Annotated in this window: 29 protein-coding genes; 28 read left to right on the top strand and 1 reads right to left on the bottom strand. The window is 62.9% G+C overall.

The genetic code is table 11. The annotated features are described in order from the left end of the window. Positions 1-8 precede the first annotated feature (8 nt). The 3 genes from H5V43_RS22050 to H5V43_RS22040 are packed head-to-tail and all read left to right on the top strand — an operon-like array spanning position 9 to position 1,213. Positions 9-329, top strand: a complete 321-nt coding sequence (locus tag H5V43_RS22050; protein ID WP_025549026.1) for a DUF5983 family protein — start codon at positions 9-11, stop codon at positions 327-329. A gap of 31 nt (positions 330-360) precedes the next feature. Then, positions 361-972 (top strand): DUF6927 domain-containing protein, encoded by a 612-nt coding sequence (locus tag H5V43_RS22045; RefSeq protein WP_025549024.1) that lies wholly within the window; start codon positions 361-363, stop codon positions 970-972. Between the two features lie 40 nt (positions 973-1,012). Beyond that, positions 1,013-1,213, top strand: a complete 201-nt coding sequence (locus H5V43_RS22040) for a hypothetical protein (RefSeq protein ID WP_025549023.1) — start codon at positions 1,013-1,015, stop codon at positions 1,211-1,213. A gap of 57 nt (positions 1,214-1,270) precedes the next feature. Here the strand turns inward: H5V43_RS22040 and H5V43_RS22035 are convergent, their stop codons facing one another. After that, on the bottom strand, positions 1,271-1,762 hold the full coding sequence (locus H5V43_RS22035; RefSeq protein ID WP_037482398.1) for a hypothetical protein: 492 nt from the start codon (positions 1,760-1,762) through the stop codon (positions 1,271-1,273). 122 nt (positions 1,763-1,884) lie between these two features. Between H5V43_RS22035 and H5V43_RS22030 the strand changes: the two genes are divergently transcribed. From H5V43_RS22030 to H5V43_RS21910, 25 genes are all read left to right on the top strand, one after another. Next, positions 1,885-2,487: a DUF7007 domain-containing protein gene (locus H5V43_RS22030; RefSeq protein ID WP_025549020.1), complete on the top strand. Its 603-nt coding sequence runs from the start codon at positions 1,885-1,887 to the stop codon at positions 2,485-2,487. Beyond that, positions 2,484-3,497 carry a deazapurine DNA modification protein DpdA family protein gene (locus tag H5V43_RS22025; protein WP_025549019.1) on the top strand — a complete coding sequence of 338 codons (1,014 nt, stop codon included), beginning with the start codon at positions 2,484-2,486 and terminating at the stop codon, positions 3,495-3,497. The genes H5V43_RS22030 and H5V43_RS22025 overlap by 4 nt, the downstream gene beginning before the upstream one ends. 208 nt (positions 3,498-3,705) lie before the next feature. Then, positions 3,706-5,337, top strand: a complete 1,632-nt coding sequence (locus tag H5V43_RS22020; RefSeq protein ID WP_025549017.1) for a PRTRC system ParB family protein — start codon at positions 3,706-3,708, stop codon at positions 5,335-5,337. A gap of 29 nt (positions 5,338-5,366) precedes the next feature. Beyond that, complete coding sequence (locus tag H5V43_RS22015) at positions 5,367-5,798, top strand: PRTRC system protein E (RefSeq protein ID WP_025549016.1); 432 nt, start codon at positions 5,367-5,369, stop codon at positions 5,796-5,798. A 45-nt stretch (positions 5,799-5,843) separates the two neighbouring features. Then, positions 5,844-6,050, top strand: a complete 207-nt coding sequence (locus H5V43_RS22010) for a PRTRC system protein C (RefSeq protein ID WP_025549015.1) — start codon at positions 5,844-5,846, stop codon at positions 6,048-6,050. A 2-nt stretch (positions 6,051-6,052) separates the two neighbouring features. Then, on the top strand, positions 6,053-6,277 hold the full coding sequence (locus H5V43_RS22005) for a hypothetical protein (RefSeq protein WP_025549013.1): 225 nt from the start codon (positions 6,053-6,055) through the stop codon (positions 6,275-6,277). Then, entirely contained in the window at positions 6,270-7,217 is a 948-nt protein-coding gene (locus H5V43_RS22000; protein ID WP_240334328.1) for a hypothetical protein, read from the top strand. Before H5V43_RS22005 ends, H5V43_RS22000 begins: the two co-directional genes overlap by 8 nt. A 7-nt stretch (positions 7,218-7,224) precedes the next feature. Continuing rightward, complete coding sequence (locus tag H5V43_RS21995; RefSeq protein WP_150293336.1) at positions 7,225-8,058, top strand: PRTRC system protein B; 834 nt, start codon at positions 7,225-7,227, stop codon at positions 8,056-8,058. Further along, positions 8,055-8,714, top strand: a complete 660-nt coding sequence (locus tag H5V43_RS21990) for a PRTRC system protein A (RefSeq protein ID WP_025549010.1) — start codon at positions 8,055-8,057, stop codon at positions 8,712-8,714. Before H5V43_RS21995 ends, H5V43_RS21990 begins: the two co-directional genes overlap by 4 nt. After that, a complete protein-coding gene (locus tag H5V43_RS21985; protein WP_025549009.1) occupies positions 8,704-9,462 on the top strand; it encodes a PRTRC system ThiF family protein in 759 nt (252 codons plus the stop codon). Before H5V43_RS21990 ends, H5V43_RS21985 begins: the two co-directional genes overlap by 11 nt. Before the next feature lie 66 nt (positions 9,463-9,528). Further along, the gene (locus H5V43_RS21980) at positions 9,529-10,170 is read left to right on the top strand and encodes a hypothetical protein (RefSeq protein WP_025549007.1); all 642 of its coding nucleotides are present in this window, start codon (positions 9,529-9,531) and stop codon (positions 10,168-10,170) included. A 7-nt stretch (positions 10,171-10,177) separates the two neighbouring features. Further along, positions 10,178-10,642, top strand: a complete 465-nt coding sequence (locus H5V43_RS21975) for a hypothetical protein (protein ID WP_025549006.1) — start codon at positions 10,178-10,180, stop codon at positions 10,640-10,642. After that, on the top strand, positions 10,639-10,902 hold the full coding sequence (locus H5V43_RS21970) for a hypothetical protein (protein WP_052816685.1): 264 nt from the start codon (positions 10,639-10,641) through the stop codon (positions 10,900-10,902). The genes H5V43_RS21975 and H5V43_RS21970 overlap by 4 nt, the downstream gene beginning before the upstream one ends. 123 nt (positions 10,903-11,025) lie before the next feature. Then, the gene (locus tag H5V43_RS23725; RefSeq protein ID WP_240334329.1) at positions 11,026-12,237 is read left to right on the top strand and encodes a hypothetical protein; all 1,212 of its coding nucleotides are present in this window, start codon (positions 11,026-11,028) and stop codon (positions 12,235-12,237) included. A gap of 97 nt (positions 12,238-12,334) precedes the next feature. Then, positions 12,335-13,546, top strand: coding sequence for a helicase HerA domain-containing protein (locus H5V43_RS21960; protein ID WP_025549004.1), 1,212 nt, complete (start codon positions 12,335-12,337; stop codon positions 13,544-13,546). Then, the gene (locus tag H5V43_RS21955; RefSeq protein ID WP_025549003.1) at positions 13,543-14,778 is read left to right on the top strand and encodes a hypothetical protein; all 1,236 of its coding nucleotides are present in this window, start codon (positions 13,543-13,545) and stop codon (positions 14,776-14,778) included. Before H5V43_RS21960 ends, H5V43_RS21955 begins: the two co-directional genes overlap by 4 nt. A gap of 67 nt (positions 14,779-14,845) precedes the next feature. Further along, positions 14,846-15,649, top strand: a complete 804-nt coding sequence (locus H5V43_RS21950; RefSeq protein WP_025549002.1) for an N-6 DNA methylase — start codon at positions 14,846-14,848, stop codon at positions 15,647-15,649. 76 nt (positions 15,650-15,725) lie between these two features. Continuing rightward, a complete protein-coding gene (locus H5V43_RS21945; protein ID WP_025549001.1) occupies positions 15,726-15,989 on the top strand; it encodes a hypothetical protein in 264 nt (87 codons plus the stop codon). Positions 15,990-16,085: 96 nt separating this feature from the next. Beyond that, positions 16,086-17,051 (top strand): adenine nucleotide alpha hydrolase family protein, encoded by a 966-nt coding sequence (locus H5V43_RS21940; protein WP_025548999.1) that lies wholly within the window; start codon positions 16,086-16,088, stop codon positions 17,049-17,051. Beyond that, complete coding sequence (locus H5V43_RS21935; protein WP_025548998.1) at positions 17,048-17,407, top strand: DUF3768 domain-containing protein; 360 nt, start codon at positions 17,048-17,050, stop codon at positions 17,405-17,407. Before H5V43_RS21940 ends, H5V43_RS21935 begins: the two co-directional genes overlap by 4 nt. A 79-nt stretch (positions 17,408-17,486) precedes the next feature. After that, positions 17,487-18,005, top strand: a complete 519-nt coding sequence (locus H5V43_RS21930; RefSeq protein WP_025548996.1) for a hypothetical protein — start codon at positions 17,487-17,489, stop codon at positions 18,003-18,005. Between the two features lie 103 nt (positions 18,006-18,108). Next, complete coding sequence (locus H5V43_RS21925) at positions 18,109-18,324, top strand: hypothetical protein (protein ID WP_025548995.1); 216 nt, start codon at positions 18,109-18,111, stop codon at positions 18,322-18,324. 179 nt (positions 18,325-18,503) lie between these two features. Continuing rightward, positions 18,504-19,115 carry a hypothetical protein gene (locus H5V43_RS21920; RefSeq protein WP_150293338.1) on the top strand — a complete coding sequence of 204 codons (612 nt, stop codon included), beginning with the start codon at positions 18,504-18,506 and terminating at the stop codon, positions 19,113-19,115. Beyond that, the gene (locus tag H5V43_RS21915) at positions 19,112-20,908 is read left to right on the top strand and encodes a PcfJ domain-containing protein (protein ID WP_150293340.1); all 1,797 of its coding nucleotides are present in this window, start codon (positions 19,112-19,114) and stop codon (positions 20,906-20,908) included. Before H5V43_RS21920 ends, H5V43_RS21915 begins: the two co-directional genes overlap by 4 nt. 21 nt (positions 20,909-20,929) lie before the next feature. Continuing rightward, positions 20,930-21,589: a DUF6915 family protein gene (locus H5V43_RS21910; protein ID WP_025548989.1), complete on the top strand. Its 660-nt coding sequence runs from the start codon at positions 20,930-20,932 to the stop codon at positions 21,587-21,589. Positions 21,590-21,595: the final 6 nt, after the last annotated feature.

Here is a 21,595-nt window from a genome sequence, read left to right as displayed (position 1 = left end):
AATCCATCATGTCCCTTGAAGTCTCGATGATGCTCCATCTCTCGACCGCCCATGTCCCGCCGGCCCTGGCCGAGGATCTCGACCGCCATGTCGAAATTCTTCATCCCCTTGGACGCATCGGCGATCCAGCCCAGTGGCAAAGTCACATCGTGGCCGAACGCTGGGCCGAATATGGCTGGTTTATCTGGGTCCGATCCAGTGGACGCGACCTGATGCCGAGGCCGCTTCAGGATTGCCTCGCCTTTGCCGATGGCGTGGGCGCGACCTGGATTCAGTTCGATCGCGACTGCGAACCGATCGACCAGCTTCCCACTTATGATTGGTCCTGACCAATCACCCTTTCAAACAAGGAGACCTGTCATGGGTTGGCTCACCATGTCCTTCAGTTCCATGGGCGGTCACAAGACCGCGAAGTTCTATCTCGACGCGCAATTGACCTATGATCACAAGTTGGACGACGGTTCGACCCAAGGCCTTAGAGTTATCGCTTCATCCTGTCCCGGCAATCGCGTCTATTATGCGGCTGCTCAAACAATCACCAATGGCGTGCCCGGCGAGATCTTCGCTGTTGTCTGTCTTGTCAGATGGAGCCCACACAGTCGCAGTGGTGAGCAGTTTGGATATAAGGATATGACTGAATCCATGGGGCCGGGTGAAGCGGAATGTCCAGCCGACATCCTTTCATTGTTGACGACAACGGACCGGGAATATTCTCTGGATTGGCGTCGGCGCTGTTTTGCCCGGCTGCGCCTGCGGTCCCGTAGCATCCGCAACGGCGACCGTGTGCGTCTGGGCTCTCCCATGCAGTTCACGGACGGATCCACGCGCGATGAATTCATCGTCGAAAAGCGCGGCCGCACTTTGCGTTTCCGCGATGTGCATGGCGGTGGCCTGTGCCGCATCAGCCATTTCATGGATCGGCACTGGATCATCGTACCAACGACCAGGGTCCACAAGACCGTCTTCGCATGAAGCGATGAACTTGCCCCCTTTGCCAGCAAGAGGTTCCACCATGTCGGCGCAGCCTGAATCCATGTCCCTGAAAAGGCGCGCACTGTGCAGCCGTGAAAATGCCGAGCGCGTCGCTTCACAAATTTTCGACCAGGGCGTCTGGCCCGTCAGCATCATCCGCACCGGCAATGCGCTTCAGCCCTTCCGGGTGTCGGTCGCCCCGGCACGGGATGATCATGTCGAAGTTGAGCTGTTGTGCTGAAAGGCGACCTGTGGTCCGAGCACCGGTCGCCTTTCAGCTTTCGGCCCGATCCTGAAATCAGCGCCGCAGCGCCTCATCCAGCCACCAGGATGATCCCTGTTTGAAGTCGCGATCCATCGTGATCATCGGGCCATCGGGTTCATCCGCCACATAGGCGTGGACCATCGGCATGGTCGGGATCTTCATGCGCAACTGCTCGCCTGCAATGCGGCCGCGATGCTCCAGCAGATGCTCCAGCCATTCGAGGTCATCGAGCATTTCGACGATGCCGCGGCCCGCGAGGCAGAAATAGATGCAGCGCTGGAAATCGTCGCACGTCTCGTTCGACAGCACCGACATCAGCTTGGTTTTGCCGGCGGGTTCCCCTTCATGGACAAAATGCGCGGCCTCGCGCAGCTCGCGCACCGAATAATAGGCATCATCGGCCGGCATGCCGATGCAGGCATTGGCGATCATCCGGCGCGTTGGCCGATTGTCCGGGTCGACGGCTGCGTCGCGCAGCAGGATGTCGAGATCGAAAAAGCGGCGGATTTCCTTTTCATGACTCACGGACTGATCTCCTTCGCAAAAGAACATATGGTGAACGATTGGCGCGGTCAACGCCGCAGGAGACAAGGCCATGAAAAGGGGAGGGGGAGCGGGCAGGGCGACCTTGTTTGAGGAGAAACAGCATGGGCTTTCTGCTTTCCCCGCAGCCGACCACCAGCATCTGGGGCGCCATCACCAGCGCCGATCAGATCCTGGCCGGCATCTGGCACGTCACGACAGCCAGCCATGGCGGCATCATCCTGTCGCCGGAGCGGCAGGCCGCAATGCCGCCCGTGCTGCGACGCGACGAGCCCTGTTATGAGGAGGACGTCGATTGGGCGCTGGTCTATCTCGCGTTCGAGGCCGAACTGCGCCGCGTCGACCGGCCGGCCATGGGTGCGGTGATCCTGCTCGCCCATGACACGGCCCGCGCCTACCACCCGCAAATCTATAGCCTGTTCACCGGCACAGAGGTTCCGCCGCGCGAAAGTCATATCCTGCGATCCATCGCCGCCTATCAAGCCGCGATCGGCGAGATCGTCGTCGTCGCTGCCTATGGCTCGCATGCCGACTGGGTGCCCGAGGGCAAGACCGGCGTCCTCGGCCGGCGTGTCCTCAGTGTCGATCATCTGGGCTTTGCGACCTTTGAAAATGTCGACCATCGCGCCCTGGTCGATGCCGGGCGCTATGACGATCGCGGGATCGTAAGCAGCTTCGTGTCGCTCGGCGCGGAACCCTTGCCGTGACGATCGAGATTATCGTCGGCCTGCCGCATCTCAACAAGGGTCCGATCCTCGACCGGGTCGTTGACCTGAAGCAGCCCGCCCTGATTTCCGCCAACTGCCAGTCGCGCTGGTCGAGCGCGAGGGGATATCGGGAATGGACCGGCTGGCGCACCAGGCAGCTCGCCAATGCGCGGCGGTTGCCGGCGCTGCATCTCGACAGTGCGGGCTTTGTGGCAACTTCTCGCTATGGCGCCTTCCCCTGGAGCATCGCGCGCTATGTTGGGCTCGCCGCCGCCTATCCGTTTCGTTGGTGGGCGAGTGCCGATTATTGCGTCGAGGCCGAGATCGCGCCCGACCGCGCCCAGGTCATCGAACGGCTCTCGCGCACCATAGCCGCCAACCGCGAATGCCGGCGCTACGCCGATGATCATGGTAATAGCTCCACCATGATGCCGGTCATCCAGGGACGGCGTCCTTGCGATTATGAGCGCTGCGTCGATGGGCTGTGGGGCATGATCGAGCGGGCCCCGCTCCTTGGCGTGGGCAGCATGTGCCGCCGCGAGGTCCATCGACCCGAAGGGCTGATCGCCGTGGTCGAGCATCTCGACCGGATATTGCCGCCGGCGATCCAGCTGCACCTGTTCGGTGTGAAGGGGCCGGCCATTCCCTATCTTCTGCCCTTTGGAAAACGCATCCGCTCGCTCGACAGCCAGGCCTATGGCACCAGCGCGCGCCACGAGGCCTTGAAGCGGAACATCAGCAAGAGTGATCGCTTCGTGGCCGATCATCTGGAAGCCTGGCTGACAGCCCAGGCCAGGCGCCTGCGGCAAAAGCCGCAGATGCTGCCGATGACCGGGCCGCAGGCATCCGATCGACCGCCGGCCGACCCCTGGGAGGCGGCGATTGCGGCGGCCCGTCGGGAAATCCAGGCGCTGATTGAACTCGGGGACCTTGACCATGATGCGATCATCGAGCCGTGGATCGAGCAATGGGCGGCCGACATCTATCTGGCCGAGGCCCCCAACCAATGAGAGGGTGAGCGCCTCGACCTCGCATCGTCGACAGAGCAATAGCGAAAGTTCGGGTGCCCGGAACGGGGAGTTGCATCCAGTTTCGTATCCAGCTGTGAACAATCGATAAAAAGGAGAGTGGGAAGGGAAGGGGTGAGCATCAGGCTCGCTGGAAAGTCGGCACGCAGCCCTGAGCGATGTGCCGCGCCACCCCATAAGGAGACCCGCCTTGACCCTACCGCAGCCCAACCCGCCCGCCATGGTCCCTCTCTCCCGGATCAGGCCCGGCTATAATCCGCGCCGCTATTTCAACCGCAAGAAGCTCGATGAACTGGTCGTTTCACTTCGCCTGCGCGGGATGATCCAGCCGATGCTTGTGCGGCCGGTTGAGGACTCAGAGGATTATGAGATTGTCGTTGGCGGGCGTCGCCACAAGGCCGCGCTCGAAGCGTTCGGTGTCGACGGCAGTGTTCCGGTGATCATCCGGGAGATGACCGATCAGGAGGCTCTGGAAGCGGCGATCGACGAAAATGACATACGCGACGATGCTTCCGAGACCGAACAGGCCGACGCCGCCGTCCGTGTCCTTGCCGCCTGCAACAACGATCGTGCCGAGGCCCTTGCGCGCCTGGGCTGGTCGCGCTCCAAATTTGATCGTCGCCTCGCGCTCGCGGGCCTTGCTGACATCGTCAAAACCGCGCTCGATGAGCGCCGGATCAAGATCGGCCATGCTGAGCTCCTCGCCGCCGTTCCGGCCGACAAGCAGGATAAGGCCCTGGAGACGATCCTGAAGGCCGACCTTGATATTGCAAAGACGCGGGAATTACTGATGCGCGTCACGCAAAGCCTCGCCGATGCCTGCTTCGACAAGAGCGAATGCACGACCTGTCCGTTCAATTCGGCGACGCAGCGCGCATTGTTCGAGACCCATGTCGATGACGGGCACTGCACCAACGCCCCATGTTTCCAGCTCAAGACCGAGGCCGTCGAAAGAGCGCAGGCGCAAGAAAAGGAGCGGGCGGCGGCGGAAGCTGGCACCACCCTGGACGATGACGAACTGGACGAACGTGTGGACGATGGTGCGGCGTCGGCCGATGCCGATGCCAGTGCCGGTGATCGTCCAGATGGCTCTGCCCCGCCACCGGCCTCCCGGTTCGCGAACCTCGCGCCCGGATCATCGCCGTCAGGCGCACCAACGAGGTCGGCCACCCGAGCCAATACCTCCGCCGTCACGGCCAAGTCCATCGCAGGACGCGCAACCGAGCTTCGCGAAGCGACATGGCGCACTGCCCTTGCGCGCGAACTGGCGGACAATCCCGGCCGGGCACAGACCACGATCCTTGTTGCCGGGCTGACCGGCACGCTCTCCGAAATCAAGTCGAACACGCTGACGTCGCGCGCCGGGCTGCTGATCGATGCGGCCTTTCCGGTTCTCAGCTTCCGCGAAAAGATCGATGCGATCGGCGACCTTTCGAGCGCACAGGCGGCGACCGTGCTTTGCGCAATTGGGGCGGCCTATGCGAGGGACGTGCAGGACTTCCGCCATGTCGCGGATCTCGCCGCGGCGTTTGCCATCGACCTGCGCCAAAGCTGGCGCGTCGATCAGGCCTTCCTTGAGCGATACACCAAGGACGAGTTGAGGTGGCTTGCCCAGGAATGCGGCCTTGTCGCGCATATGGGCGAAAAAGCCTTCGGCAAGCTGCTTGGCGGCAAGAAGGGCGATCTGATTGCTGGCATGCTGGGCGCCGTCGGCTTCGAATGGGCCGGCCATCTGCCGAGCGCGATGACCCTCGATGGGAAATATGACCCGCCGCTGATCGCCGCCCAGCCCGAAAACTCGCCCGCCGCCGTCGCGGCCTGACCGCCCCCTCTCCACAAGGACCGATACCCATGCTGATCGCAACCATGCTGCCGCTGCTTGGCCATTACTCGCTCGGCTTCGACCTCGTCGCCGGCCCGGACGACATTGTCACCCTCACCATCATTCCGCGCAACGCGGAGGGCAGGCCCCAAAGCCTTGAAAGCGGCGAAACCCGCCCGATCTCGATCACGGCCAGTGCCGCCGAGATCGATGCGGAGCTTGGCCTTGGTACCGATGGGGCACTGGGCCAACTGATGACCACCCGCAAGGCGCTTGCCGAGCAGATCGCCGAACAGCGCGAAGCTGCGGAATCAGCGCGGGAGGCCTCCGCGCAAGCGGCCAAGGCGAAGGCCACGGCGACGCCGGTCAAAGTGCCCACCTCGTCCGGCGCACTGGCAACGCCTGCGCCCAATGCCGTCCCGGCCGATGCCAAATCGGATCAACCCGCGAGCCTCTGGTGAGGAATCCGCCCGCAGCAGCTTGTCATCATCACACAGGAAGTCCCCATGCAGATCAACCATCTCGCCCGCACCTATCGCTATGACGGCATCGATCTTCCGGTGCCGCCGCACCTCGCCCATGATCCGCAGGGTCTGCGGACCTATCATGCCACGCTCTACCCCGCGATCCTCAACGCAGAACTGGTCGACGCGGGCGTGACCGGCGGCGTCCATGTCACCGAATATCGCCGCGCCGTCGGCACCAAGGGATAACCGTGCCGCGCCGCAAGGGCGCGGCCATTCCCGCCGCACCTCGCAAAACCCTGCTTGAATGGATCGAGACAGACGATGGCGACACATCCGGTCCTCCCCATCCGCCCTGCACCGAGCAGACCCAGGCCATCCATCGGCGTCTCCTCCTCGATCCGCAGAGCCGGCAGAACGAAACCGCCGAACCCCTCATACCGCCCGTCGGCCTGCGCCTCCCCCCGCTTGGTTGACCTCGCCGGGCGATCGATCCGGATATCGCCCGATATCCCGGTCATGTTCGACCAGCCGCTTAGCCCTCACCACAAGCTGATCGGGCGCTGGGTCGCAGGGCGGGATCAAGCGGCGACCTTATACACACGCCCTGCCGCCCGGCAGCATATCGAGCGCGTCTTCAACGCCGCGGTCCTGGAGGCCCTCAATTCCATCACGCTGGCAGAGCTGCGGGTCGTCGCTCTCAACGGCAACGATGAAAGGCCGCCAGCGCTTGCCTTCATCTGCGACAGCATCGGGCAGCTGGATCTGGGCTGGATCGAAACCAGCAACGCCCCGATCCCCTGGCGGGCTGCCGCTTATGCTGCGCTGGAGCAGGCCCTGGGCACGGCCCTGCCGGTTTTTACCTATGACGATCTCTTCGAAGAAATCTCGACATATTATTGGGAAGGGGAAACCGACGATGAGGGTGCGCGCCACTCCCTCATTGAATGTCATGGTGCTGACCCTTCCGAACTCGACGACTACAGCCTTCCCTCGACGATGAACGCCCGAAGACCCGACTGGATGTTCTCGGAGAATGCGGCAGCATACGGAGACCTCCCGAAGGCCTTGCGCAAGGCACTCAAGACGTTGCGCAACACCGTTCGAGATCTCCGCCGCACGTCGCCGGAGCGCAACGCCTGGCATTGTGATTTCGATATCCTCTACGACTATGTTCCCGGGCTGGAGGAATGTTCGTCATTGCCACCACTGACCCTGGTGCCGGTCGAATATTTTGCCCGCGAGGTCGATGACGTCGGACGCCACGGCATGGAATATGGCTTCATGGACGTGATCGGGCTCTGCCCGCTCGAAGACGCCGATCATGTCACCGGCTGGTTGGCGTCGCTGGAGATCGGCGTTCGCTTCCTGCTCGCCGCCCAAGAGTTGATCAACCTCGATCCAGACAGATTGTGAGGCCGCTATGAGTGATCATTCCGCTCAGTTCGAAGCGACCACTGGGGGCATGGTGCTGACCAACGCCATCCTGCTCTATCGGACCGATACAAACCGAAAGTCCAACCCTTATGGCCTGTCTGGACAGGGCGGCCCCGCCTTCGCCAGCATCCACAGCGTCGAACATGGCGACGAAACCGGACCGACCATTGCGGCGGGAACGCCGCTCACGCGCGCGCATTTGCGCCAATGGGCAGAGGCGCTCGGGCGTGCCGCGCCGCCGGAAATTCTGCCCGATGCGGTGCTGGTCGCGCATCCCGATATGCTGGTCTGGTGGACGCCGGCGCAGGTTCGTCCGGCCTATTTCCACCTGTCATCGCCTCCCGATGGACTGCGTGCCCTGTCCGGTCGGACCATCGCGCCCGTTCCCTATCCTGCCCATCTGTTCGTCGCGACGCGGCGCAGGCTTGAAATATATGCGCTCTCGCAAAGCGAGCGGCCCACCGCCGCCACGCGACTCCTCCACTCCCCCATCCTCAATGTCTTCACCGATGGATCGCTGTGCTGGGGTAATATCCCGAGGCCGAAGACCCTGGCGACGTCAGCGATACCCGAATTTGAACGCGCGCTGTTCGATTCCTGGTCCACGCATCCCAATCCCGGCCAGGAACTGACCGTCACCGGCAAGGGTGGCCTCATCAAACTCTGGGACGATCTGGCAGCGCGCGGGGCAAGCCGATTTCCGGTCAGTCGCTTGAAGCCATTCGTCCGCGATCGACGGCGAGGCAAGTCCTCGAAATCGATCGGGGCGGCCGAACCGATGACCCTCGGCCGGCTTATCCATGAAAACGCTGCGCGATGAACGCGCTTGCCGATGATCCGACTGCCGAGGCGATCCTTTCGGCCATGCCCTGCTACCCCGTTCCGCCCAATGGCCGATCGCCCGCCCTCGACGCGGTGCGCGCGGCGCGCATCGGCCATTGCCTCGCGGTGGGACGGGACGGCGTCATGCTGATCGTCCGGCGCCCCTGGCTTGCGCTCGACGTCCCGGTCACGGCGGCCATCCCCGCCTATCTGCCCTATGGCAGCAATGGCGGAGGCCGGGCGGAGCTTCGCTGCGGCCTCATACCGCAGCCATTGTTCGATCAAATTCTCGATCACTTCCGCGCGGCGCTGCCCAATGAAGCCGCAGCCTTCGTGATCTGGGAAGAGGCTGATCGGACCTTCTCCCTGCATTTCCCGGAAATCGACGAGGCAACGCCCTCCCGCCTCATCTACCGACCGCCGGTCCTGCCGGCGAACCGGCACATGATCTGCGACATCCACAGCCATGCGAAGGGACCCGCCTTCTTCAGCGCCACCGATAATGCCGACGACGCGCACGCTACCAAGATCTCGCTCGTGGTCGGCCGCCTCGATCATTCGGACGGCCCTGCCATCGCATCGCGCCTGTGCGCCGGCGGCATGTTCCTGCCTTTGCCGCGCAGTCCCTTCTCAGGATATGAAAATGCTCTCTGATACCCTTAGTCGCCACTATCTTCCTGCCGGTTTCGACAATCGCGCGATCAAGATCCTGCTCGTGGGCTGCGGAGGAAACGGCGCGCAGATGCTGATGGGGCTGGCCTCGCTCGATACCGCGCTGCGGGCCATTTCTTCGCGGTCACTGCACGTTACAGTCGTGGACGACGACATCGTCAGCGAGTCCAATCTCGGCCGCCAGCCATTTTATCGATGCGATCTCGGAAACTCGAAGGCCCATACGCTGGTCGAGCGGATCAACCTTGCCCACGGCCTTGCCTGGAAAGCCATCCATGGCCGCGCGCCGGGCGCGGTCAAGGTCGATGAGGCCGACATTCTCATCAGCTGTGTCGATACCGCCTCTGCCCGTCGCGCTTTGGGCGCTGAACTGGCGAAACCATCCAGTCCGCCCACCTATTGGATGGACCTTGGCAATCGCGCCACCGACGGACAGTTCATCATCGGCTGTCCGCGAGGAGAGAGCGATCGGGACCAACGGCGGCTTCCCACCGTCCTGGAATATTTCCCGGAAATCGCGGACGAACACCTGCCCGACGACAACAGCCCATCCTGTTCGGTCGCCGAGGCCCTCGAACGGCAATCGCTGTTCGTGAACCGGGTTCTGGCGAGCCACGCACTCGCGCTGTTGTTCGACCTGATCGGCCGGGGGTCGATCGGCCATGCCGGCGCCTTCATCAACCTGGCGAGCGGTCAATGCGTCCCGATCGCGTTGCCCAAGGCCGACTGACCGGGGGAGAGGAGAGAAGGGGAGGGGTGGTCGAGCGCATGTGCGCTTGAAACCGGAGATTCCCTCATGAGTTACGACCTTGCCTTCCGCCACAACCAGGCGTTGGATCCCAGCGGCTGCATCACGATCGCCTCGACCGTCCACGCGCTCGAAGCCGCGATCACCGATTGCCGCAATGCCGGCAAGGATATCGAAGCCGACCCCGCGGTGATCCTGCTTGCCCGGCATTTCAGCAGCGTTTGCTCTGACCGTCCGGCCGAGGCCGAGCTGCGAAAGGCGTGCATGGCGCAGATTGCCGATATCCGCTCCCGGCCCACCCTCCATATCCTCTGCGACCGGGGAGTTGCCTATGATCCGCCCGCCAAACGCGCGTTTCACGCCGAGGGCCGCCGCGCGCTCATGCGGCTGGCCGATGCGTTGGGCCTCGCGCCTGGTTCCTTCACCGTGCGGTCCAACCAGGCCGGACCGGGCGTATCCGGCGACGTCACCCTGCGCGGCGATGAGGTCTGGGTTCAGCTCTCCGTTTCCCTGATGGGGCCGGATCACGAGATCTGCTTCCGGCGGGTACAGGGACGCGACGATCATATTGGCGAACGCAACAACTGGGCGTCGGTTCGCGAGCTTCTCGATCCTGTGAGACTTTGCCATCGCATCCGGCGCGAACTCAAGCTGCCGTCCTCGCGCGTCCCGCAACGCCTGATCCCGTGAGGCCGCCATGGAGATGCTCGCCATCCGCACCCGCATGGTCGATCCGAGGCCGCTCTATGCCTACCGGGTCTATGTGCCCTTCCATCAGATTTCGCCCGAGCGACAGGCCCTCATCCACTATCGCACGAACTTTGGCCATTTCCGGTCCGGGGACCATTTCGCGCGTCTGGCGGACGTCATTGCCCCGATGGCGCATCTCCAGCGACCGCCTGGCTTCGATCGTTATGTGGAGGGGCGGGACCTCCACCGCGTGGCCGACCGCCTGGAGGCGATCATCATCGGCCATGTTTTTCCCGAAATGACGGCCACGACCCCGCCGCTCCTTTATGAAGCCGCGATCGATGTGGAAAGCCGCCATGTCGTGATCCGGGTTATGGACCTCACCGGCACCTTCGCCACGATCCGGGACCAGCTCGACACAATCACGGCGAACGATCTTGGGGTCGAGACGATCAAAGGGATCGAGCCATGATGCTGGACAGCTTCGATCCCGCCGACCCCGCCTGCTGGCTTGGCCGAGGCCGGACAGCCGATCACGCCGCGATACTGGCAGACATCTGGCGAACCTATCCCGACCTGCCCGCAAGCGTTCCGCAGAACGAACGCCTCGCCCGTATCCGTGAGCGGGTCCAGGCCATGCGTCCGCTCACCGAGGAAATCGCCCGGAAAACCGAGGCCGAGCGCCACGCCCGCAATTTCGTCTTCACGGAAAGAAAGGTCGCCCGCGGCTAGGGCCTGGACACGGACAAGGCTATCCTCATCGGCCGCGCGGATCACGGCTATGACTGGGATCAGGCCGTCCAATATGCCCATGGCTGGTACGCCGCCACTTCAGGGGCAGTAGCGCGCGGTCCCATGAAACCGCTCAGAGGCGGCCTCGATCCCGCGATTGTGGCGGCCTATCATCAGGGTTTTCGAGATGGCGGCGGCAATCACGATGACCTGTTCGACGCCGCCCGCCGTGCCAATCTGGCTGCGGCCCGCGAGGCCAGGGCGAGCAAGGCCATGCCTGTGCGTGTCGCGAGGCCGCTGCCGTCCAATTGGCCCCAGCCCAGCGATGCACCGCGCGCCTCGCCATGGCATCGCAGGCTCATCATCATGGGTGCGCCCGAGGCCTTGGATGGCATGGCCGATCGGCTGCTGAAGGAGCCGGGAGGCGCCGACGCCATGGTCATCCTGCTGTGCCCGCAGATCGGCTTTCGCCTGCTCAGTGGTCGCGCTGACCTCGAAGCCCAATTGGATGCAGCGAGGGCGGATCGGCTTGCACAGGATATGTCGCAGCGCGCCGTGCTGGGCAAACTGGCCGGGCAGCAGGACTATCATGACATATTGATCGTGGCGCAGGGAGACTATCTGCGCGTGATAGATGCGCATGCCGCCGCACTTCCGCTGTGCCGGACCATGGAGCGGCTGCGCCACACCAGGCTGCTGCAAAATGCGCAGTTTCGCACCTGGCTCGCGCGAGGCCATGAACCGGGCGCGACGATCGCGGGCGGTCACATCCGGTGGAGCAAGGTTGCGCAGGGGCTTTCCGCCCGGCTGGGGGAGTTCGCCGTGCGCTATGCCGGCAAGCTACCCACCCGCGGCCACCGGATCATCGTCGAAACGCAGGATGGTAAGCCCGCCACCGGCTATGTGACGGCACAGGGTGATGCGCTCGCCTGGGAGATCACGATCTCGAACAAATCCCATCTGCGCCCCGCCATGGCATCGCATCTGCGTGCCTTCGGCGCCGCGATCCGGCTGGCGCCCCGACCCGCCGCCGATGGCGCGACCTTATTTGCGCCCCATGATCCCGCCCGCCTGGGGGAAAAAGTGAATGCCATGCGCGTCGAATTTGAAATCCGGGGCAGCTTCACCGTTCCCGAGGGAACGATGCTTGTCCCGGACACGGAGCATATCTTCCTGCTACCGACTGGCCAGATCGTTTCAGCCTATCCCGTCATCGAAATGGCAAGTGGGCCGGATGGCGACGACCATCGGGACCTCAGCTGGGACGAGGCCTCGCTGCTGGGCATCTGTCTCGATCTCACCCATCGTTATTCCGACCTGACAGCCGATGACTGACCACCAGCTACAGTCCATATGAACAGGTCGGAGGAACAAAGGGAAGGGGGAGAGGACGGGCGTGGCCATCAGGGCCAGGCTTCAAGGAGTTCCCGTCATGGCAACAGTCGTTCCGATCGATCCGGCGACGGATCAATGGTCCGTTCCCCTCGGGCATCACAGCCGCGGCATTCTCATGCTGAACCTCGAACGCCTGCTTGCAGGCAGGCTGCTCATCCAGGGCAGCAGCGGCGCGGGTAAGAGCCGCACGCTGCGCAAGATCATCGAGGAGAGTTTCGATTTCACGACCATCGTCCTGGTCGATCCCGAAGGGGAGTTCGGCAATCTCGCCGCGCATATCGGCGCGACGTCGCTCCGCGCTTGCGAGCTGACCGGCGATGGCCTGACGGCGGCGGCCGCCCGTGCCCGCCAGCATCGGCTGTCGCTCCATGTCGACCTTACCGATCTCGATCCCGACCAGCGGATCATCAAGGCGGCGGCGCTGTTCGCCGGGCTGATCGGCGCGCCGCGTGAGCATTGGGGCAATACGGTGCTGGTCTGCATCGATGAAGGCCATCTGCTCGCGCCCCATCATGCCGGTTCCGCGCGTGACGCGGAAACCCGGCGCCTGGGTGTTGCCACCCTCACCGATCTCTGCGCCCGAGGCCGCAAACGCGGTATTGCGCCGATTATCGCGACCCAGCGGCTTGCCAAGCTTTCCTCTTCGGTCGTCTCCGAGCTGCAGAATTTCCTCGTCGGCCTCAATGTGTTCGACCGGGATATTGCGCGCGCAGCGGACTTGTTGGGCTTCTCGACCAAGGAAGCTGACCGGCTGCGCAAGCTCGCACCGGGCGAATTCTATGCCATGGGTCCCGCCATGGCGCCGCTGCCGGTCCTGGCCCATATCGACGCGACCATCACCGAGCATCTGGGCGCGACCCCAGCCCTGGTCGCGGCCGCGTCGATCGACAGCGCCGAGGCCGAAAAGCTGCTCGACTTGACAGCCTTGCGGGAAGTCGGCGCCGGCCAGCGCGACACGGCACTTACCATGAAGGGCATCCGCGCGCTTGACGCCTTCCTTCTCGATCCGGACGCCGCGCAGGCCGCCTCGATCATCGCCGCGCTCAAACGCATTGCGCCCAACGCGACGACCGCGGACGATCTGGCCGGTCATCTTGGCCATAGCCGCGAGGCCGTGGACAAGGCGCTCGACCTCCTCTCCGCCCTGGCGGCGGTCGACACCATGCCGCGCGGTGAGGATCGTATCGCCCGGCTCCATGCGCGCCTGCGCGCGAAGATCAGCGATATGCCGGTGGTGGGGCTCGCATGAAACCCCTCGATCTCGATGCCGATCTGGTCGAATTGAGCCCGGTCGTCCTTAGCTCGCATGCGTCCATCCCGTTGCGCGAAATGGCCTATCGTGCCGACGCCTGGACTCCTGCGGAGACCGATCGCCTGCGCGACCTGTTCGCAAGCGATATGGCACTTGTCGATATCGCCGCCAGTATCGGCCGAAGCCGGGCAGCCATTGCCGAGCGGATCTTCCACATGGGTCTGCGGCGCAACTCGCTCCGTCCCTGGACCGAGCTGGACGATGAGGAATTGACGCGTCGCTATGGCGAAAACGCGACTGCCGCGATCGCGTCGGACCTGGGGCGATCCTGCGCGGCGGTCTATGCCCGTGCGTCGCTCCTGGGCCTTAGCGAAGGCAATCCGCCCCTGTGGACCGCCTGGGAGGACGCGCAGCTTGTCGAAGGCTATCGGCGCGGCGTGCCGGTGCGGCAGATCGCCACCCTGATCGGCCGATCGATGGGCGGGGTTTCCAGCCGGGCCTGCGCGCGCGGTCTGGTGCATGCCAACCAGCCACCGGGCTGGTCGCCAAGCGAAACACGCCGGGCGCTGGAGCTCGGCGAGGCCGGTCATCGCTACGCCAGGATCGTCGAGATTCTCGTCTCCGAAGGGTTCCCGTGCCGCAGTTCGCGGAGTTTTGGCCTTGCCGTCCGCAAGCTCGGCTATGGGCGCGGTTGGGGGCGGCCCTGGACCGCCGAGGAGGATGCGCTCCTCACCCAAGCCTATGCGACGGGCACCAGCCTGACGCCGCTCCGCCAGCAATTGGGCCGGACCGCGGGATCGCTGCGCCATCGGGCCGAGTATCTCAAGCTTCGTGGCAGCCATGCCATGCGGAACGGCTGGCGTGGCGGGCCAGACTGGACCGAGGCCGAGGAGCAGCGGCTGCGGGACGAATATGGCAAGATCCCGACGACCAGCCTTGCCGCGAAATTTGGCCGCTCCAAGGCCGCGATCACCTCCCGTGCCAACAGCCTGGGCCTGGTGCATGGCTATATCCGGCCGTTCAGCGACGAGGAGAACCGGGCGCTCGGCATCGCCTACCGCACTGGCATCTCCATAGCGGATCTCGCCGTCGCGCTGGACCGAAAAGCGATGTCGGTCAGCAAATATGCGAGCAACCACGGCTATCATTTCGGCCGCCGACCTCGGCGCGCCGTGACGCTCGCGCAGATTCTCGACCCCGAGCCGGTGGCCGCCGCGCAGGCGCAATAGCCCTGATCATCCCAACCGAACTTCATGCACCGCTTGCCGCCGGTCCGGCGGGCGGATGGAGGCGCCCATGTCCGCCACGGACCGTCACATCAAGACTATCCAGAAGCTGTTCAACGATCATCGGCAGCATCACGATATCCATTCGCTCTTTTCCGACTGCATGGAGATGGCGGCGCTCAGCATTGCCAATGCCGTCGATCTGCGGTCCTACGACGATCGCGAGGCCCGATATCTGGACATCGCCGGGCGATACGACCGGCGGACCATCGAGATGTTCCCCAAAGTGCTTGCCGAGGTGACCCTCGCGCTCGAAGCCGAACCGTGCGATATTCTGGGCGAGGTCTTCTCCGGCCTTGAAATCCACAACAAATATCGGGGCCAGTTCTTCACGCCCTATCCCGTGTGCCAACTCATGGCGCAGGTGACCGGTGGTGACCGGGCGTCACTCGAACCGCTCATCGCGAAGAAGGGCTTCGTGACGGCGGTGGAACCGGCCTGCGGCGCCGGTGCCATGATCATCGCTCTGAGCCAGGCCATGCGCGAGGCCGGGATCAACTATCAACAGCATTTGCATGTGACCGCCATCGATATCGACCCGCGCGCCGTGCACATGGCCTTTATCCAATTCTCGCTGCTCCATATCCCCGCCTGCGTGGTCCTGGGAGACTCCCTTGCCGGCACCACGCGGGACCGCTGGTTCACGCCCGCCCACATCCTGGGCGGATGGTCGCGCAAACTGGCACGGCGCCGCGAGTCCGAACCCGCCGCACATTTTCCTGTCCAATCCATCCCGGCCGAGAGCCAGCCGACTTGCCAGGGGCCGCCTCCGGCTTTGCCCCCGCGTCGGGGCGAACAGCTATCCCTCTTCTGATCGCCGCGAACCGCGGTTCAAGGCAGGGCGGCCAGACGAGGCCTGCCCGACTGGGCCAAGCATAAGGAGTTCCATTGTGTCACCATCGATTTCTGTCGGCGGCCGCGTGCCCTATGTCGCGCGCTTCACCCGCCTCCATTTCCGCCTTTGGGGGCCTTACGGCATCACGGCCTATCCGACCGGATTTCACGACTGGCCCGAGCATCTCTCTGCGCCGGTATGGATGCCCGAGGCCCGGATCATAACCGGGGCGGGCGCTGTGAAAGTGCCGCTTGGCGACTGCGCGACGCTCGATGACGCCATCGCGGCCTGTTGGTCCCATTTCGCTTCGCTGCACTGATCAACGTGCATGGACCCACAACGGAGAAAGCCGACCGAGAGAGGAAAGGGGGTGGTGATCGGGTGAGAAGCAACCTGTGAAAGCCCGGAGCCATTCATGATCGACCTCTCTCTCCCCTCCGGGGAGTCCACCCGCACGGTCGATTTCATTCTCAATGCCGCGCCGCCGCCCGTGGTCCTCGCTTACGGTGTCGGCGTCGATAGCACCGCCATGCTGGTTGAACTGGAATCCTGCGGTGAGCCGCCTGACCTCGTGCTGACCGCGGACACAGGCGTCGAGAAGCCGGAAACCTATGCCTATCAGGCCATGATGCGCCAATGGCTCGCGGCGCGCGGTATTCCTTATGAAACTGTCCGCTACCGGCCCAAGCGGTTCAAGCATTTTCCGGCCTATTATTCGTTGCTGGAAAATGTCCTCACCAACGCCACGCTCCCCAGCATCAGTCTCGGACGCCATTCATGCAGTTTGAAATGGAAGGTGGCGCCACAGGACAAGTTCCTGGCTGAATGGAAACCGGCGCAAGACGCGTGGGCGCGCGGCCAGAAGGTCATCCGCCTGATCGGTTACGACGCCTCGCCGGCCGACACGCGCCGCCATGCCCATGCTTCGACCATCGAGAGCGATCTCTACCAGTGCCGCTATCCGCTTCGCGAATGGGGCTGGGACCGGGATCGCTGCATCGCGCGGATCACCGCCGCCGGACTCCCGGTGCCGCCCAAGTCCAGCTGCTGGATATGCGGGGCGATGCGTCCCGATGAGGTCCGGGCGCTCCCAACCTGGTGTCTGCGCCTCATCATCCTGGTCGAGGCGCGCGCCGCGCCGCGGCTTCGCACGGTCGAAGGGCTTTGGCGCAAATCGACCCGAACACGCCCAGGCAGGATGACGGACTTCATCCGTGCCGAGGAACTGCTGCCCGAGGCCGAGATCGAGGCTATCGCGCGCGACGCACCTGTCGATTTGATCCGCTTTCAGGATGTGGCCGCCCTGGTGCCGCTGCCGGAGCGCCCAACGATGGAAGATTGGCTCAACCACTTCAACGCTGGTCTCAAGGAGGCGGCATGACAACGACCACACATACCGTTGAACGCATTGGAGAGCTCAACGACCGCGCCCGCCATGGGCTGGACCGCACAGCGAAGCGGGTCGTCACGCGCACCTGTCTTATGACAATTGCCGGGTCTGAATCGGATGTCGCCCTATTTGTCGCGCAGGCACGAATTATTCAGGCACTGCGGCAGTGGGAGCCGCCCGTGGGCGATCGATCCGAGCGGGATCTTGGCTATTTCGAGCTCGATGGACACCGGCTCATGTTCAAATGCGACTATTATGCGCCAGGCCTTGAATGGGGCTCGGAAAATCCCGCCGACCCCGACCGGACGATCCGCGTCATCACCGTGATGCTGCCCAGCGATTACTGATCGCTCCAAACTTCCCATCTCCCGAAGCCGGGAAAGGGAAGGGGGAGCGTGGCGCTGTTCACTGCCAATGGAGGAAGTCATGTCCGACATCATCGACCTGGGCGGCGCACCAGCCAATGAAGATTGCGCCCAGCTCGGCCACACGCCCGATTTCGACCGCCTGAACCGGCTGGAAGTCGCGACCTATCGCGCCGCGCTCATCGCGCGTTTCGGACCGCCCCCTGCGGGCTGTGAACTCGTGTCGCTCACCAACCGGCATGATTTCGGCGTCTATCGCACCCTGGGCCTCAAGGTCGATGCCGGGGCCGCCCGCAGGGACAAGGCGGTGGCGGCCTATGAAGAGGTCGTCCAGAATGGGTTGGAAAGCTGGATCGAGGCCGGCTTCGTGTCGCCCGCTCGTTATCGCGATGGCGAACTGCCGGCTGTCGAGCGTGACAGAATTGATGACATCGTGACCGCTGTGCTGATCAGCACGCGTCCGCACCCCGACGGCAACTTTCCAATTCCCGCATTCGAAATCCTTCACCGCAATCTCATGGCTGCCTATCCGCGCAGCGTCGAGGCCGCGAACCGTACGATCAGCGGGATTGCCGCGTGACGGCGCTGCAACGGGGTTCGACCGATAATCGACGATGCTCCGACTCGCAGCTTTAGCCCAATCAGGCTGCAGTCCAGATAGCAACCACGCAAGGAAGATCGTCATGACTTTGGCGAGATTTCACCCGCAGGCGTGGGTGAACGATTATGCGATCTCTGTTGCTCCAGAAGGCGAGACGGAATGGGACATTGGTGAAGTGGCGCCCAATTTTATCTCGGACACATATGAAACGGACGAGTTCCGTGACCATCCCAATGCACCCCAATGGGTGCAGAACTGGAATGGACTATTTTACATCGAGATACTTTACGAAAACTGATTCAATCGACCGCCGATACGACGCACTCGAACCGCACGGTGACCGATCGCGCTATAAGAGTTGTTCTGGCGATTTCGTCGAACCCGTGCACATGATCCGCATCGTGCACCGAATGTTTGTCCACGACGACTGAACGTTCCGTCCATCCGTCCGGCCCGAGGCCGAAGAGGGGAGGGGGGATGATAGGATGGTTCCAGGGTTGTCGAAGAAACGAGCAACGCGCCGTCCGCGCAAGTTCCGAGGCCAAGAACCAAGGTAATATCGCCGCCTTCTCGGCGGCTCCAGTCCTGTCGGAGGGAAATATGCTGCAACTCATGGATGTTGCGAGCGGACCCGCTCGTATCGACGATGTCTTGGCACTATTACGTGCAATGGGTGTCCAGCAATTGGACTATTCGCTGAGCGGCGGGGGAGATTCAGGCGAAGCCTCAATCGCTTCGATAATATGGCAGGACCAGCGCAACGATCTACAACTACCGAAAATACCCGTTGCAATTGGCCGGGCATGTACGGCAATCACGCTCAACGTCTTTCTGGAAGAATTCGCGTCCAATGTCCCAGATGGTGACTGGGTGAATAATGAAGGCGGCTATGGGACGGTGACCTTCCTTCCATTCGAGGATGGCGGCAGCTTCTACGATGACATGACGTATCGTGCAGACGGCGATTACGGCGATGAAGATGACAATGACTGGTCCGACGACATCGATGTCTGCACGACTACTGATGACGAGGGAGAAAAGCTGCCGACCCTCGGGGCAGTGATCAACTTCGGAGAGGTGCTGTCATGACCGCCGCCGCGACCCCCTTCTCCGAACTTATGACAAAGGCCCATCGCGATATCAAAACCAGCTTCCCCATGATCGCTGACGAAGATCGTTCCATAACCGATCTATGGGCAACCATCATGGCTTTGAGCGATTGCCGCTTCGAAATCATCTGCCACGACAATGATGTCGCAGGCCGTCTTGTCTGTGAACCTGCCGCCACTGAATTTCCGATGGCAATCCAGTTGATCGATCACTATTCAGAGGTCATTAGCCGACCGCTGCAAGCCGCGAACGCCAGGTTGACGCTGTTCCTTGACCGCTGGGTCAATAGTAACGGCTTTTTGATCATCATCACCCGCCTGATTGAGCGCGGCGCCAGTCATCAATCGATCAACGACATGGCGCAGCGCCTCGCCGTGGCCATAAATGACCTTGAAGAGCAGCTGAGGACACTGGCTATCCGCCATTTCAATGCGGTTACCCTCCGGGATCTCGGTTTCCAATTTCGATACGGCTCCGCTGGTCTCAATTCTGTCGCATATTGGGCATTGGCGCCTGATCTGGTGGGTAACCCGGTCCGATCGACCGTCATCGGTCGCCGCCGGCAGGCCATCGAACTGTATGGCGGGATTTCTCTGGCGCTTCTCGATCCTGAAATTACCACGATCATCGATGAGGGACTTCCGCTGAGCAGCAGGTTGGCGGAGCATCTTTCCCTGAGCGGGCCTCAATTGCGCAAGTTGCTGAACGCTCGAACAGGGGCGGGGGTGATTGAAGCGGGCACCGATCTGCGATCCGTGGTCGACCTCCTGATCTTGCATGAAGTTCCTCTTCATGAGTGGCCGGAGGGCGAAGAATGGAATTTAGATAGATGGCGGTCGGCACCGGCGGGCAGCCTCTTCCGGCCCGATTATATTGGCGACAAGGCCGAGAACCGGGATGCCATGGCCGCGCTGCGTGAAGATCTGCTGGTTCCCATCGCCGTTAGCCGAGCGCAGGTGGCAAACCTTTTCGATCTCCGCAGCGTCTGCAATTTCGCTCAGTCTGTCACCGTGCCACTCTCAGTGTCTCGTGACGCATACGGTCGCGATTTTCTTCGGGCGCTTCGCAACGCCGTGATCGGACCGAGGAAGGTCAAGTCGTTTCACGAGGCTGTCGAGAGATGGCATCGGCGGGCGGCGACGCTTGCGGCTGTTCGTCATGAGCGACGGACGGAAAGGCCAGGATGGCCTGCGCTTTGTCCTGACTGGATGGCCGCCGACGGGCGCCACAGCATTGTACCCCTCACCAGCGCAGACGAATTGGTCGTCGAAGGCAATGCGCTGAACCATTGCGTCGGCGGCTATTATGCCTTGTGCCGCAGTGGCGGGACCCAGATCCTTTCGGTTCGCGAGGAGGGCAGACGGGTTGCGACCCTGGAGTTGCTGATCACTGGAGCAGCGGCATCGGGGTTCAACATCACCGTTGGCCAGTTCAAGGCTCATCATAACGGGAAGCCATCGCCGCAGCTCCATTATGTCGTCCGTGACTTCCTCGAAGCGCTCCGCGACCGCCGGCATCCCATCGCGCATGCCGATCTTAGCGCGTATCGGAAAGAAATGCAGCGCAGCGGCGACCATATATGGTCCCGTGACGCGCTCTCGCTCGATCATGCGCGTCAGGTTTGGCCCCTCTATCAGCCATTATTGCCGAGGCCGGTACCGGCGACATTTGACGAATGGGCAGTCCGTACCGGACTGGAAGCGGCGTTCGACCAGATGATCCGTCATATCGCCAAATGCACGACCGATCCGAACGGCCAGCTTTTGGTGTAGGCGATAGGGTAGGAGAGAGGGATGAACCCGTTCGATCACGCACGTTCGTCTGCGCGCATTCACGGCGGCAGATGGCAGGACTATCATGCGCTGCACGCCTGGTTCGACGCGAGCAAGGCGACCCATTGCCATTTCTCGCATCGGGCGCTGCGGCACCATCATGAAGGGATAGCCGAGGCCGAGATGCTGTTCGGGCTGGCGATCCGGAACGCGGATGGTGCACTGGTATCGCTCGAGGCCGTGGCGAGGCAGCATATCGAGGAAGATTGTCGGTATCTACCGGCAGCGGCGGACTGGCTCGCCGATTTCGATATGCCGGACTGGTTCACGAGGCCATCTCCCGATCCCTTCAACCTCGCGCGCACCAGCGCGCTGCGCTTTGGTGGCGAACTGGACAGCTACCTTCCACTCCACCAATGGTTTCTCGCAACCCGCGACTGGGTCGATGGGCCAGCGCATTTCTTCTTCCGGCACCATGCTTTCGGAATCTACGAGGCCGAGCACCGTTTCGGTCCCGCGATCGACAATGGCTCTGGAGGAATCGCTACCCGCGTCGTCGCCGAACAGCATGTCCGGTCGATCCTGGGGCGATTGCCTGCGGCGCCTGATGTGCTGCGCCGTCTGAAGGGGCAACGCTGGATGCTTCAGGCCGCTTCGGCTGAAAAGATCGGGTTGGATTGAGGCGTG

The organism is Sphingobium fuliginis, from assembly GCF_015074805.1.
Classification (GTDB): domain Bacteria; phylum Pseudomonadota; class Alphaproteobacteria; order Sphingomonadales; family Sphingomonadaceae; genus Sphingobium; species Sphingobium fuliginis.
The sequence above is the reverse complement of the archived record's forward strand: the minus strand, read 5'-3'. Positions and strand labels throughout refer to the sequence as shown.